Source organism: Streptomyces sp. AcH 505 (assembly GCF_000818175.1).
Classification (GTDB): domain Bacteria; phylum Actinomycetota; class Actinomycetes; order Streptomycetales; family Streptomycetaceae; genus Streptomyces.
Genome location: NZ_JTIY01000002.1, coordinates 1,172,375 through 1,185,795, shown reverse-complemented (window position 1 = coordinate 1,185,795; position 13,421 = coordinate 1,172,375). Strand labels below are relative to the sequence as shown.

Annotated in this window: 11 protein-coding genes; 9 read left to right on the top strand and 2 right to left on the bottom strand. The window is 71.2% G+C overall.

Going from position 1 to position 13,421, the window contains the following annotated elements:
* Positions 1-87: 87 nt before the first annotated feature.
* From HY68_RS35265 to HY68_RS35240, 6 genes are all read left to right on the top strand, one after another.
* The gene (locus tag HY68_RS35265; protein WP_041999754.1) at positions 88-687 is read left to right on the top strand and encodes a sulfite oxidase-like oxidoreductase; all 600 of its coding nucleotides are present in this window, start codon (positions 88-90) and stop codon (positions 685-687) included.
* Positions 657-1,412, top strand: coding sequence for a ferredoxin reductase (locus tag HY68_RS35260; RefSeq protein ID WP_041999751.1), 756 nt, complete (start codon positions 657-659; stop codon positions 1,410-1,412). Before HY68_RS35265 ends, HY68_RS35260 begins: the two co-directional genes overlap by 31 nt.
* Position 1,413: 1 nt before the next feature.
* Positions 1,414-1,722: a DUF6510 family protein gene (locus HY68_RS35255; RefSeq protein ID WP_041999748.1), complete on the top strand. Its 309-nt coding sequence runs from the start codon at positions 1,414-1,416 to the stop codon at positions 1,720-1,722.
* 308 nt (positions 1,723-2,030) lie between these two features.
* Positions 2,031-2,678: an SAVMC3_10250 family protein gene (locus HY68_RS35250; protein ID WP_041999746.1), complete on the top strand. Its 648-nt coding sequence runs from the start codon at positions 2,031-2,033 to the stop codon at positions 2,676-2,678.
* A 10-nt stretch (positions 2,679-2,688) separates the two neighbouring features.
* Positions 2,689-6,186, top strand: coding sequence for a serine/threonine-protein kinase (locus HY68_RS35245; protein WP_041999743.1), 3,498 nt, complete (start codon positions 2,689-2,691; stop codon positions 6,184-6,186).
* A 1-nt stretch (position 6,187) separates the two neighbouring features.
* Positions 6,188-7,465: an FHA domain-containing serine/threonine-protein kinase gene (locus HY68_RS35240; RefSeq protein WP_041999741.1), complete on the top strand. Its 1,278-nt coding sequence runs from the start codon at positions 6,188-6,190 to the stop codon at positions 7,463-7,465.
* A gap of 229 nt (positions 7,466-7,694) precedes the next feature.
* Here the strand turns inward: HY68_RS35240 and HY68_RS35235 are convergent, their stop codons facing one another.
* Both HY68_RS35235 and HY68_RS35230 read right to left on the bottom strand, forming a co-directional pair.
* Complete coding sequence (locus HY68_RS35235) at positions 7,695-9,974, bottom strand: sensor histidine kinase (RefSeq protein ID WP_041999738.1); 2,280 nt, start codon at positions 9,972-9,974, stop codon at positions 7,695-7,697.
* 26 nt (positions 9,975-10,000) lie between these two features.
* Complete coding sequence (locus HY68_RS35230) at positions 10,001-10,729, bottom strand: response regulator transcription factor (RefSeq protein ID WP_052457477.1); 729 nt, start codon at positions 10,727-10,729, stop codon at positions 10,001-10,003.
* Between the two features lie 227 nt (positions 10,730-10,956).
* Between HY68_RS35230 and HY68_RS35225 the strand changes: the two genes are divergently transcribed.
* The 3 genes from HY68_RS35225 to HY68_RS35220 all read left to right on the top strand — a co-directional run bounded on the left by HY68_RS35225 (position 10,957) and on the right by HY68_RS35220 (position 13,355).
* Positions 10,957-11,340: a hypothetical protein gene (locus HY68_RS35225; protein WP_157874495.1), complete on the top strand. Its 384-nt coding sequence runs from the start codon at positions 10,957-10,959 to the stop codon at positions 11,338-11,340.
* A gap of 547 nt (positions 11,341-11,887) precedes the next feature.
* Entirely contained in the window at positions 11,888-12,061 is a 174-nt protein-coding gene (locus tag HY68_RS43055) for a hypothetical protein (RefSeq protein WP_157874494.1), read from the top strand.
* A 94-nt stretch (positions 12,062-12,155) separates the two neighbouring features.
* Complete coding sequence (locus HY68_RS35220) at positions 12,156-13,355, top strand: cupin domain-containing protein (RefSeq protein ID WP_041999731.1); 1,200 nt, start codon at positions 12,156-12,158, stop codon at positions 13,353-13,355.
* Positions 13,356-13,421: the final 66 nt, after the last annotated feature.

The following is a 13,421-nucleotide window of genomic DNA, read 5'->3' as shown; positions in this document are numbered from 1 at the left end:
CCCGCATCACAGGCGATCCGGGTGCTCCCGCAACGCAATCCCGCATCCCCAGTGACAGCGACAAGGTGCGGCGGGAAGGACTTGACCATGGGAACCTTGTCACCCGGCTTCCAGGGACGTCCGAGATCTTCCGACGGGCGGCTGCCGCCCGGACAGTACGAGGCGTACGACTTCCCGGTACTGTCCGCCGGACCCACCCCCCGGGTCAGCCGCGACACCTGGCAGTTCACGGTGACCACCGAGACGGGCGCCGAGCAGACCTGGTCCTGGAAGGACCTCATGGGGCTGGCATCCGAGCGGCCGACCGTGGATCTGCACTGCGTCACCAAGTGGTCCAAGTTCGAAACCCACTGGCAGGGCGTCTCGCTCGACCTGCTGCTCGCCGACGTCGAGACGGCCGCCGAGTTCGCCCTCGTCCACGCCTACGGCGGCTACACCACCAACCTCCCCCTGGAGGACCTGCTCGACGGCCAGGCGTGGATCGCCTACGGCTACGACGGCGAGGACGTACCGCCCGAGCACGGCGGGCCGGCCCGGCTGCTGGTGCCGCACCTGTACCTGTGGAAGTCGGCGAAGTGGGTGCGCGGGATCCAACTGCTCCTGGAGGACGAACCGGGGTTCTGGGAGAGCGCCGGCTACCACGACTACGGAGACCCATGGCGCGAACAGCGGTACCAAGGCGACTAGGCGACCGGCTGCGCTGGCGGGTGGCCACACTGACGCAGCGGCGGGCGGAGACTCCGGGCGCGAGCACCCTGCTCCTGGACGTTCCCGGCTGGCCCGGACACCTCGCCGGCCAGCACGTGGACGTGCGGCTGACGGCCGCCGACGGCTACAGCACCCAGCGCAGCTACTCGATCGCCTCCCCACCGGGCGCGGAGCAGGTCGAGCTGACGGTCCAACGTGTCACGGACGGAGAGGTGTCGCCGTACCTCGTCGACGTGTTCGGTGTCGGTGACGCGGTGGAGCTGCGAGGGCCGGTCGGCGGCTGGTTCGTGTGGCGCCCGGAGCAGACCGAGCCCGTACTCCTGGTCGCCGGGGGTTCCGGACTCGTCCCCCTGATGGCGATGATCCGCGCACGCCGTGCGGTCGGCGGCCGGTCGCCGTTCCGGCTCATCTACTCGGTGCGCACCCCGCGGGACCTGCTCTACCAGGACGAACTGCGCCACACCGACCCGGGGTTGGACGTGGCGTACGTCTTCACGCGCACCGCTCCCGACGGATCGCGTCGCCCGTCCGGGCGGCTGCGCGCCGAGGACCTGGTGACGTCCGGGTGGCCGCCCGACTTCGAGCCGACCGTCTACGTCTGCGGGCCCACCGGCTTCGTCGAGTACGCGGCCGATCAACTGGTCGGGCTCGGCCACGCACCCGGACTCGTCCGCACCGAACGCTTCGGTCCCAGCGGAGGATGACATGACCACGCTCCCCATCGACGCACCGTACGACAGCTACGAAGACGACGCATACGAGGACGGCAACGTCCTGGCCGGACCGCTCTCGGAGGTATTTGCCGTCGACCTGACCGCGGCAGTCACCACCTGCACCGGTTGCGGCAGCACGGGGCCCCTCGCCCGGCTGCGGGTCTACAGCCGTGGGCCCGGACTGATCGCCCGTTGCCCGCACTGCACTCACGTCGTGCTCCGGCTCGTCCGCAGCCCCGGCACCGCCTGGCTGGACCTGCGCGGAACCGTCAGCCTTTGCATCCCACTGGACGGCGGCTGAACAAACTGAGAGCGGCCGCAGCCCGGAGCCGAGTGCGGCCACCGCTCGACGCCCGCACGAAGCAGACGTCCGGCTACCGCTCGTCCGGTCCCGGATCGGCGACTGACCCGGGTCGGGCGGGTACGCGATCCGCTGGGTAACCCGTACTGGAACGCCGCTTCGGCGACTCGGAGTTCACCAAGGCTATGGAGTACGCCCAAAGCGCGGCGAGCCCGAACTCGGACACCCCGCTGCCCGCACTTGCGCGATTTCTGAGGTCGATGGACGAGACCGTGACCTGTGAGGCTGGGCCACGATAGTCTCGGAGGGTGACGGTGCGGTACTACCTGTACATCAGCGACGCCAAGGTCGACATGCTGCTCGGGCAGATCGACCCCGATTTCGAGCGACGGAGCACCACTGAAGCCGGCCTGAGTCTCAAGCTGTTCAACGTAAGGCGCAGCGTCGAAGCGCGTGTGCCCGACCGGACCGCCAAGTTGGAGCGTGTCCTGCGGCACCTCGACAAGAGCGGGCAGACCGGTTCGGTTGACGAGCCCGGACCGTATTTCCGCGGCAGTCTGTCCATGCAGTGGGGGCCACTGCCCAGCGAGAGCGGCGGGACGCTGGTGTACTTCGGCGGCCGGACCGGTCAGACGATCCTGGGTCTCGGCGGAGCCGGCAGCCACGTCCTGGGGTCCGGCGCCCCGCAGACCCAGGACTTCGCGCCGTCCTCGGCGCCGACGCTGCTGGCCGGTCTCGCCTCGGCATTGGCGGCGGACGGTGCCGAAATGCCCGCCGACCAGCCTTCGCTGGCCTGGGTGCACACCGCGGGGCGGCTGCTCCGAGGCCGCCCGCAGACCGTGGAGTTCGTCGCCCGGCGCCTGCTGACCGGGCCCAGCCCGTACCCCGAACTCGACGCCCGCCCCGGTATGCGGGTACTGCTCGGCAGCCCCCTGTACGTGGCCCTGGCCGACTGACGGCGCGGCGATGGCATCCACACTCTGGCAGCCCGGCGAGGTGGTCCTCGATCTGTACGAGGTACTCGACGACGTGCGAAGCGGCGGCATGGGGACGGTCCAGCGGGTCCGGCACCTGGGCTGGAGCGTGGACCTCGCGGTCAAGACACCCCGACCGGAGCAGGTCGCCTCGACGAGCGGCAGGCGCCGGTTCGAGGCCGAGGCGGGCACCTGGGTGGGCCTGGGCCTGCACCCGCACACCGTCAACTGCGCCTACGTCCGCACCGTCGGCGGCGTGCCCCGGGTTTTCGCCGAGTGGATCGACGGCGGCGACCTCGCCCAGGCCGTGACCGGCGGCCGCCTCTACGAGGGCGGGACCCGAGCCGCCCTCGCGCGCGTCCTCGACGTCGCCGTCCAGACGGCGTGGGGCCTCCAGCACGCCCACGACACCGGGCTGGTCCACCAGGACGTCAAACCCGCCAACGTCATGCTCGAAACCGACGGAACCGCCAAGGTCACCGACTTCGGACTGGCCGGGGCGCGCACACCGGACGCCGACGGGGCGACCGCGTCCGGCGTCACCTTCGGCGGCATGACGCGCCCGTACTGCTCGCCCGAGCAGGCGCGCGCCGCCGCCGGGCACCGGGAGATCCGGCTGACGTCCGCGACGGACGTGTGGTCGTGGGCGCTGACGGTGCTGGAGATGTTCACCGGCCACCGGCCGACCAACTACGGCCAGGCCGCCGCCGAGGCACTGGACGCACTGACAGCCAACGGTCCGGAGGATCCGCGGGTGCCGCCCCTGCCGCCGGCCGTCGCGGGGCTGTTGCGCCAGTGCTTCATGACGGCCGAAACGGCTCGGCCGTCCCGACTCGACGAGGTCGCCGGCATCCTGAGCGAGGTGTACGGCGACGTGCTCGGCACGCCGTACCCGCGGCCGGTCCCGAAGGCGGCCGCTCTGCTGGCGGACGGGCTCTCCAACCAGGCGCTGTCCCTGCTCGACCTCGGCCGCACCGAGGAGGCCGAACAGCGGTGGCGGACGGCGATGGCGGCGGACCCGCACAGCCTGACCGCCACTTTCAACTTCGGCCTGCACCAGTGGCGCAAGGCGCGCAAGACCGACGCGGAACTCCTCGCCGAGCTGACGTCCGCCCGTGAGATCGGCGGCGACGACGCCCTGGGCGCGCGGCTGATCGGACTGGTGCACCTGGAGCGCGACGACCGCGAACACGCGGCGGAGCTGCTGGGCCCGGCCGCCCCTGGTGAACCGGTACCGGCCGAAACCGCGGAGGCACTGGCGGAGTTGGCACGAGATCCGGGGGCCCGCGCGGTGGTCCTGACCGGCCACGAGGGGACGTCGGTGAGCGCCGTGGCAGTGACGGCCGACGGAGGTCTGGTGCTGTCCGGGGACTACCAGGGGGTCCTCCGGCTGTGGGACACGGACAGCGGCCGCTGCGTGCGGGAGCTGACGTCCGAGGGTTCGCACGTCGTGGCAGTCGCGGTGGACGGCGAAGGGCGAATCGGTCTGGTCGGCCGCGAGGAGGGCCTGCCGGAGGCGTGGGACCTCTTGCGCGGCGAGCGGCTGCCTCTGCCGACGGGCCCGGTCGCCGAGGGCGTCACCTCGGTCGCACTCAGCGCTGACGGGTCGATCGGCACCACCGCGCACACGGACGGCACGCTGTGGTTCTGGCACCTGGACACGGGACGGCTTGTGGGCCCGGTCCCGAGCCGGACGGAACACATGACCGCGCTCGAACTCGGCGACGGCGGTGCCATCGCCGTGACCGCCGGCGGGCTGGGAGAGACGACGATTCGCCTGTGGGATGTCGGTGCGGGCGTGTGCCGGGCCGCTCTCACCGAGCCGCGGTCCGATCCGCTGCGCTCGGCGTGGGGCGGCTTCGTGCGAAGGGCCGCGGTGGCCCCGGGCGTGCGATACGCCCTGCAGATGTGGGACGGGCCGATGGTGCTGTGGAACGTGGCAACCCGCCAGATCGCCACGCAGGTGCCCCACGACGTGACGGACGTCTCCACGCTCGCGCTGACACCCGACGGCTCGCTCGCCGTCGTGGGAAGCGGTCAGCCGCTCCGCGTCATGCAGACGGCGACGGGCCGCTGCCTGCGCACGTTCGACGACGGCATGTCACGCCACACGTCCCACCTCGCGATGAGCGGCGACGGAAGCCGTGCCGTGCTGACCATGCTCGACGGGCGGATCAAGGTGCAGCCCCTGCCGGTCCCCCGCTACCGCGCCCCGTGGGCGTACGCCCGGCCCCGGGCCGCCGGTGAACTGACCGATCACGCCGGGCGGTTCCGGGCCGCGATGCGCGAGGGCGAGCGGCTCTTCGAGGCAGGCCACTACGCGCAGTCGGCCGCCTGCCTGCGTACCGCGCGGGCCGTGCCGGGCCACGCGCGCAATCCCGATCTGCTCAACGCCTGGAGCATGCTCGGGCAGCACGGGCGGCGCACGGGACTACGCGGTGCCTGGCAGAAGTTCGACTTCACCGGGCGTCTCGGCAGTCCCTCGGCGATGGCCTTCATCGGGGACGGGAGCGTGTTCCTCGCCGGGCTTTTCCCCGACCGGTTCCTGCTGTGCGACGCCGCCGACGCCCGGAACAACCGCATGATCCCTTCACTGGTCACAGCGTCCGCCGCTCCGTTGATGACGAGCGACGGGACCGCCGCGGTCGTCCCGGGCCGGTCGGAGACCGCCCTGCTCGACCTGAGGGACGACCGGACCGTCCTGCTGGACCGTGAGGACATCCGGGCGGTGGCCCTGTCCGACGACCGTGCCTGGCTGCTGACCGGCGAGGAGAGCGGAACGCTGTGCCTCTGGGACGTCGAGGACGTACGGCGGCAGCCGCAGTACGCGGACCCGTCCTCCGGTTTCCGGGGCCACCAGGGGCCGGTGGGCGCCGTCGCGATCAGCCCCGACCGCCGGTACGGGGCGTCGAACGCCTTCAACGGCGCCGAGGAGGACCGGCGGCGACGGTACGACCTGGACGAGCTCTGCGGCTGGGACCTGGCGGCGGGCCTGCGGCTGTGGCGGCACACCGGGCGCCCCGCCGGGGCGCACCTGCGCTTCGCCCCGGACGGCCGAAGCGTGCTGGAATGGGGCCAGTTCGGCGTGCACGCCTACGACGCCGCGAGCGGCCGCCGGATCTACTCGGTGGAGGGCCCGTACAACATCGCCACGCTTCAGATCTCCGCGGACGGCCGGCGTGCGGTGATCGCCGGATACGGCACCTTGGTCGTCCTCGACCCGGCGACGGGCCGCGTGCTCCGCGAGATCCCGGACCCCGGCCTGATCAACACCGTCGCCGTCACCGTGGACGGCCGGTTCGCCCTTTCCGGCCTCGCGGACGAGGACGTCCACCTGTGGGACCTGGACCAGGGGCAGCGGCTGCGCGTCATTGAAGGACACCGCGGCCAGGTCTTCGGCATGGCCCTGAGCGCCGACGCCCGCCAGCTGCTGGTGACCGAACTCGACTACACGCGCTGCCTGGAACTCGACTGGGAGTACGAGTGGTGACATGCCGTCCTCCGTCACCCTGACCCTGCACGGCGCGCCCGCAGCCGCCGAGTACGTCTTCGGGGACCGCACGACGTGCCTGGTCGGCCGCGCTCGCGAATGCGGTATCCGGCTGGCCAGATCGCAGAAGGACGCCTCCCGGCACCACTGCATGCTCGACGTCAATCCGCCGCACGTGCGGGTACGGGACCTCGACAGCCGCAACGGCACGTACGTCAACGGGCAGCGCATCCCGTCCGGTCCGGCCGGGCGGGACCTGACCGACGGTGACGAGATCGCCGTCGGCGACACGGTGCTACGGGTCTGTGTCCAGGCCGGGGAACCCGCGACCGTGTCCGCCGAGGCACGAGACCCCGCCGACGCCGTGCACACACTCATGGCCGCAGCCGAGGCCGGAGAACCGGACGCGGCCGGCATCCGCGGCTACCGCCTCCTCCAGGAACTCGGCCGCGGCGGACAAGGCATCGTACATCTCGCCCAGGACGAGCAAACCGGCGAACTCCGCGCTCTCAAGACGCTGTTGGCGCACGGCGCCCTCGACCCCGCCGCCCGAGACGGCTTCCTGCGCGAGTTCGCCTGCACGCGCGCCCTGCGCCATCCCAACATCGTCGCCTTCCTCGGCGGCGGCGCGCACGGCCGCACCTTCTACTTCACCAGCGAGTACTGCCGACTGGGCAGCGTCGCCGACGTCGCCGCCCGAGCCGGTGGCAGGCTGAGCGTCGACCAAGCCGTGGGCGTGGCCCTCCAGACGCTCCGCGGACTGCACTACGCGCACGCCGCGGAGGTGCCCGTACAGCTTGCTGACGGGACGTCAGCCACCCACCGGGGACTGGTACATCGCGACATCAAGCCGCAGAACCTCCTGCTCACCGGCCGCAAAGACCACGCGACCGTCAAAATCGCCGACTTCGGCCTGTCCAAGGCGTTCGACAGCGCCGGCCTGTCCGGCCACACCCTCACCGGCGCGATGGGCGGCACCCTGGCCTTCATGCCACGCGGCCAGGTCATCGACTTCAAGTACGCACGGCCCGAGGTCGATCTGTGGGCCACGACGGCCAGCCTGTACTGGATGCTCACCGGTTCGCCACCGCGCGACTTCCCCGCCGGCACAGACCCGGTCGGCGTCGTCCTGCACGAACCGCCCGTACCTGTACGGGACCGACTACCCGCGCTGCCGCGCCGACTTGCCGCGGTCATCGACACCGCTCTCGTCGACAAGCCCCACATCGCTCCCACAACGGCAGCCGAATTGGCGCACGCAATCCGTCAAGCCCTCTGAACCGTATCGCTCCTCCGGAGTCAGCTGAACTACGCGCTGCAGCCGCTTCGGGGTGCTGTTGAGAAGGGTGCCGTTCCCGCTCCCACGATCTCCCCGTCCAGTCGTAGATGCGCGGAGACTGCCAAGAATCTGAAAAAGCCCACCGAAGCCCTTACTCGCTCTGACAGCGGCCAGTCGTCCCCGTAAGTGATCGAGCGCACCATCACGCAACTGACCGGGTATCGTTGGCTCAATCACCGCTACGAACACGCTCCGGCAGTGCGGCCTCCGCCCAGGTCAGGTCGGCGGAGTCCTCCAGGGTGTGCGGCGTGCCTTCCAGTGCCGCGTGGAGCGCTGCGCCGCGGCGGGGATCGCCAGGCATCGTGACGAGGCTGAGGGTTCGGCCCCTGGGGCCGTCCTGAACGCCGAGTACCAGCTCGCCGGGTGTGGTCTGGTCTGTCAGTGCGGCGGTGAGTACCTTCCGCAGCAGAGCCGTTCTGGCGGGAGTGTCGGGAGGTGCGGCGGCGTCGTCCGCCTGGGCGTGGATCGTCACCTCACAGCCCGCTTCGCGTGCGCGGCCGACCAGGTCGCGCAGGGGGCCGTCGAGGACGCCCGGCAGGTGCAGTTCGTCGCGGATGGACTGGGCCAGCCGGTCCGCCCGAGCGCGGACAGCGGCCGGGTCCGGTCTGTCATCGGCGCCGTCTCCTGTGGCGATCGTATGGAGGAAGGGCACGATCTGCGCATCGATCTCCCGCAGTCGACGACGGTGCTGTTGCGCTCTCGCGCGCACGGCGGACTCGGTGGCGACAACGATCATGCGGTGCCGGTGGGCGTTCAATACCGCCTCGCCCAGGGTGACCAGGGTCCGCCGGATGACCAGGCCCATCACCACCCCCGTCGCGGGAGCGAACATCGTGGGGAGTGCCATGGCTACCGTACTCACGACAGACTCGTCGGCCGGCGGGTTCAGGGCGATCAGTACAACGATGCCCACTTCCTCGCACGCGAGTGCGAGAACCGTCTGGCGGACCGGACGCACGATGACGAGCAGGGCCAGCAGCGGGGTGACCGCGCCGATCGGCCACGAGCGGTAGTCCCTGACGGCCTCCGGTGGGATGACCAGCAGACAACTCACCGCACCCGCGACCGCGACGGCCAGCAGCGGAACGGCCACCCGTCCGGTGATCCGCCGGTCTGCTCTGGCGAGTAGCACGCAGGTGGCCGCCGCCAGCGCCAGGTACCAGACGAGATGGCCGAGCAGCGTTGGCGTCCCCACGGTCTGGATCACCGCCACGACGGCCATGACCACCAGGTACGGCAGGCACACTGCCGCCAACGCATGGCGTACGTCCCCCGCGGCGGCGCGCAGCGTCTCCCGCTGGCCGCGTGCTTGTCCCAGCGCGTTGTCGGAGGCGTCCGGTACGGGGGCGGCCCACCGGAGGTGGACCGTCGTGCCATGTCCGGGTCGGCTTCGTACGTCGGCCACGCCGCCGATGTCGGCCATCCGCCGGCCGATGGAGTCGCGCAGGCCCAGGGCGGTCCGGCGGACCTGGGACGGCACGAAGCCGCGGCCGTCGTCCACCACGGTCAGCTCCAGGGCCTGGTGATCCCCGCTCAGCCGGACCACGACGTGCGCTGCGCCGGCGTACCGTACGTTGCGCAGCGCCTCGACGGCCGCTCCCGTGCACGCGGCGGCCACGTCGTGGGGCACCAGCAGCTCCGGCGGGAAGTGCGTCGTCACCCGCGGCCGCGGGACGCCGCTCACCGATGTGGCCGTCAGCCCCGTCAGCAACGGTACGAGGTCGACGTCTCCGCTGCCCTCCGCGCCGGCCGCGCCGCCCGAACCGGCCGTCAGTGCCACCAGCGCGCGGCGGGCCTCGGCACGCTGTTCCCCGGTGGGTACGCCGCTCATGCCCGCCACGCGCAGAGCCGACCCGACATCGTCGTGCAGGAGGCGCTGGAAGTCGCGTCTGCCCCGCAGAGCGGCCCGTTCCCGTGCCGCGGCCTCGCTGGTGTCCTCGTCCACGCGCATCGCGGTGTCCGCACGGTCACCTGCGGCGCGAAGGACGGGGGCCAGTACCGTCGCGGCCACCCCTGCGGCGAGCGGCGGCCAGATCCCCTGCAGGGCACTCCCCACACCCTCCTGCCACCCTGCGGCTGTCTGCCCCGCAAGAGCGAGCACCGCCATGGGCAGCCCCTGGGCGCGGGGCAGGTACGCGACAGCGAGGATGACCGCGGCCGCCGTCGTCATACAGCGCAGGCCGACCACCAGCTCCGCGTAGGGCTGTACGGCGTAGATCGTGTGCACGGTGACCGCCACGACTGCGGCTGACCAGGCATCGACCGGTCCGATGCGGACGAAGGCTCCCCGGTAGGCCCAGGCCGTCGCGGACGCGGCGAAGAGCACGGTGACGCCCAAGGGCAGCGGACGCCGGTCGTCGGAGACAGCCAGGGAGACGGCCGTGAGCCACCACGCGATGGCGAACAGCAGCGACAGGCCCGCGAACGAGCGGCGAAGGGCGGTCTCCACTCCGGCGCGATGATTGCCGCGTCGGGTCACCTGTCGGCGTCCGGGGACGACGTGCCGGGTCTGCCCGAGTCGCTCGGGCCGAGGTCGATGTGGCCGTCGACCATCGAGCGGTACACCAGCTCGGAGGTGCTGGCCGGGCGGGTTCCCTCGTCCTTGGCGAAGGCCTCGATGGCCCTCCTGCGGTGAGTCCTGACCGTCTCCTCGGTCATGTATAAGCGACGGGCGATCACCGTCGGCTTGAGTCCGCGGGCCAGCAGCTCCAGCACCTCCAGTTGCCGGGGGCTCAACCGCACCTTTCCCCGCCGGTCGTGGACGATCTGATGGGCCAGCCGGCTGGACACATATGCCTTGCCCGCGTGCGCTGCCCTGATGGCTTCGGCGAGTTGGGCGTCCGGGTCTTCTTTCAGCACCAGCCCGAGCGCCCCTGCCTCGATACCCCGGCGCACCACCACGGGGCGGTGCTCGCGACTGAACAGCACGACCTGCGGACCCCACTCACGCAGGCGCCGCACGTTGGCGGCGACGTCGCTGCCGTCGTTCAGCTCGATGTCCAGAAGGACGACCGACGGGAGCGAAGTGACCCTGGACGGCAGTGCATCGACGTTCACGGCGCTCCCCACCCAGTCGATCTCGGGTGCTTCCCCGGCGAGGCATGCCTGGATGCCATGGAGGATGACGCGGTGATCGTCGACCGCAGCCAGGCGCGGTCCGGTCGAGGCGTCGCGGTCAGCGGGCGATCCGTGCGTGTCGTTCATGACGATTCCTCACCCCGCGGCCCGTCGGCCACCCGGCCGGACTCGACAGCCCGCAAACAGGTCTACCACCCGTGCGTACCCGGCGTCTGTCCCCATGGCCGGGGACAGACGGGCCCCCGGCTTCAGGGCGAAGGTGTGAACCGGCCCCACTCGCAGGCCTGTTCGCCGCCACGGCGGACGGAGGGACGGGAGCCGAGGGCGTACCCCATCACTTCAGGAGGATGTTCATGGGCAGGTTCACCAAGCGCGTCGGCAGCTTCGACTCGCCACACTCGATCGAAGACACGTTGCAGGTCCTCTTCAGCGGCGTGGCCGAGCAACTCAGCATCCCCTCGCCGACCGTGTCGGAACCCGGGGTAGAGGCAGGCGTCCACCTGAGCCGCCTCGACAGCAGCGGCTTGACAGTAATCGCGGGCAACAAGATCGACACGTACTTCATGTTCTACATCGACCTCACGCCCACCACCGGCGGCTGCACCGGCGAGGCGTACTTCGACCGGCGGATGGGAGCGATTACCCGCTGGATGGGCAACGCCATGGGCCTGACGGGAGGCCTGTCGCTGGCGTTCCAGCGGTCCAGCGTGCGCACGCGCGGCTGGACCATTGCCTGACACCGCAGGAGGAAGAGCGATGAGCGAGACGAAGTGCAGGTGCGGTCAGCAGCTGGAGCGGTGCTGTTCGAGGGGGTGCGGCCGCTGCACCTCGGGGCTCCGGTGCCCCCGGCACGGCAAGGACTGGACCGTCACGACCGGCGGCGGCCTGTTCAGCGCGGGCCGATCGGGCAGCGGCGCCAAGTGCCGCAAGGACCAAGTCCCCGTCGTCAACTGCCCCTACTGCCGCGGGCAGCAGGGCAAAACCTGCAACACCTGCGGCGGTACCGGTCAGACGTGCCCGAACCACGGGCGCTTCTGGACCTGAGCAGAAACACATCCAGCCTGACACGACGCGGTGCGGCACCATCCGGGCCGCACCGCTGAGCGCCGTCTGAGCCAGGAGGCCAGTTGGCAATCTGAGACGCCCAGTAAGGCCGACGTGCTCGACCATCTCCTGACCGTCGAGGCCGTCGGCGACACCCGTGAACCTTTTTTGGGCCTGCGGGTAACAACGGGGTGGACAACTCGCCTCCGAGCGAGCCGCTGACCGGATGGAGTGACCGGCGTGAGCAATGCAGAGACCACCTTCAGCAGTGACAGCCTCCTCGTAGCGGTGGAGGTGCTCGGGAGCGTGCGCGACCGCTCCGACGGCGCCGACCCGCTCAGCGCCACGGCGAACGACTTCGATTGGGGTGTCGTGGCGCTGAGCCCGCGGACCGGGGCGCCTCACCGCGTCTGAGAGCAGGCTTCGCAGGACCACAACGGGGCCGCGCAGCCGGGGGGTTGCGCGGCCCCGGCACGAGGCCGACACCGTTCGCACGCCAGGAGGAGCAGTGGAGCACAGACTCGTCACCGGTATCGAGGAAGCGCTGAAATGGGACGGTCCACGGCACCTCGGCGCCGGGTTCGCCCGGGGCGGACTCGGTGACCCGGTGCTGACACCGCGCCTGCTGACCCCCACCCGGCTCCTGGACCTCGCGATGCGGCGGAGCCTGGCGAGTCCGCGGATACGCTGCTTCCGGGACGGCCAGGAGCTGCACCCCAGCGCGTACCTGACACCGGAAACGGGCGGCGCCGACCAGACCGTCGGCCTGGTGAACACGCACCGCCTCGGCAGCCTTCTGCGTGAGGGGGTGACGATGGTGCTGGACCGCGCCAACGTCTTCGACCCCACACTGGAAGTGGCCTGCCGGGCGCTGCAGTGGTGGTCGGGCGAGAGCGTCAACATCAACACCTACCTCACCACGAACGGCGCCGACGGCTTCGGCCTCCACTGGGACGCGCACGACGTCCTCGCCATCCAACTGTCGGGCCAGAAGGACTGGGAGGTGCGGGGTCCGTCGCGCGCGGCGCCGCTCCACCGCGATGCGGCGGACAACGACGAAGCCGGCGAGGAGGTCCTGTGGACCGGCACCATGAATCCGGGCGACGTCATGCACATCCCCCGCGGCTACTGGCACAAGGCCGGTCGCAGCGGCCGCAGTTCGGGGCACAGCCTGCACATGACGGTCGGGTTCGGCGTGCGCAGCGGGGCGTCCTGGCTGGCCTGGCTCGCCGACTGGTCCCGCGAGGACGAACTCTTCCGCCGCGACCTGGACCTCGCACCGGGATCGGAGCAGCACCGGGAGCTCGTCGAGAAGGCCGTTCGGCTTGTGGGTTCCCGTGCTCCCGCCGACTTCCTGGCGGCGCGCCAGCAGGAGGCGGCCCCGGCCCGGCACGTCCCCTTCCTGGAGACCTTCGGGCGACTCGAATCCGTCGTCTGCGTCAGCGAGTTCCGTCCCCGGCTGCGTGATCTGGGCGGTACGGCCGAGGTGTTCTCGTCCGGCAAGAAGCTCACGTTCAAGGCCGCCGCCCTGCCGGCCCTGCGCCTCCTGCTCAGCGGCCGACCGGTGCGTCTGGACCAGGCGGCGGCCGTGGTGGGAGACCACGTCCACGCACTGGCCGAGACACTGGTGGCGCACGAGTGGTGCGCACCCCTCATACCCGAGCTGTCCTCGGGCTACGCCGGCCTCGTACCGGACGCGACCGCCTGACCGCCGGAGTCCGGGACCGCGGGGGCCGGTGCGGGTACGGCTGTGCGCCGCGCACCGGCCCCTGCG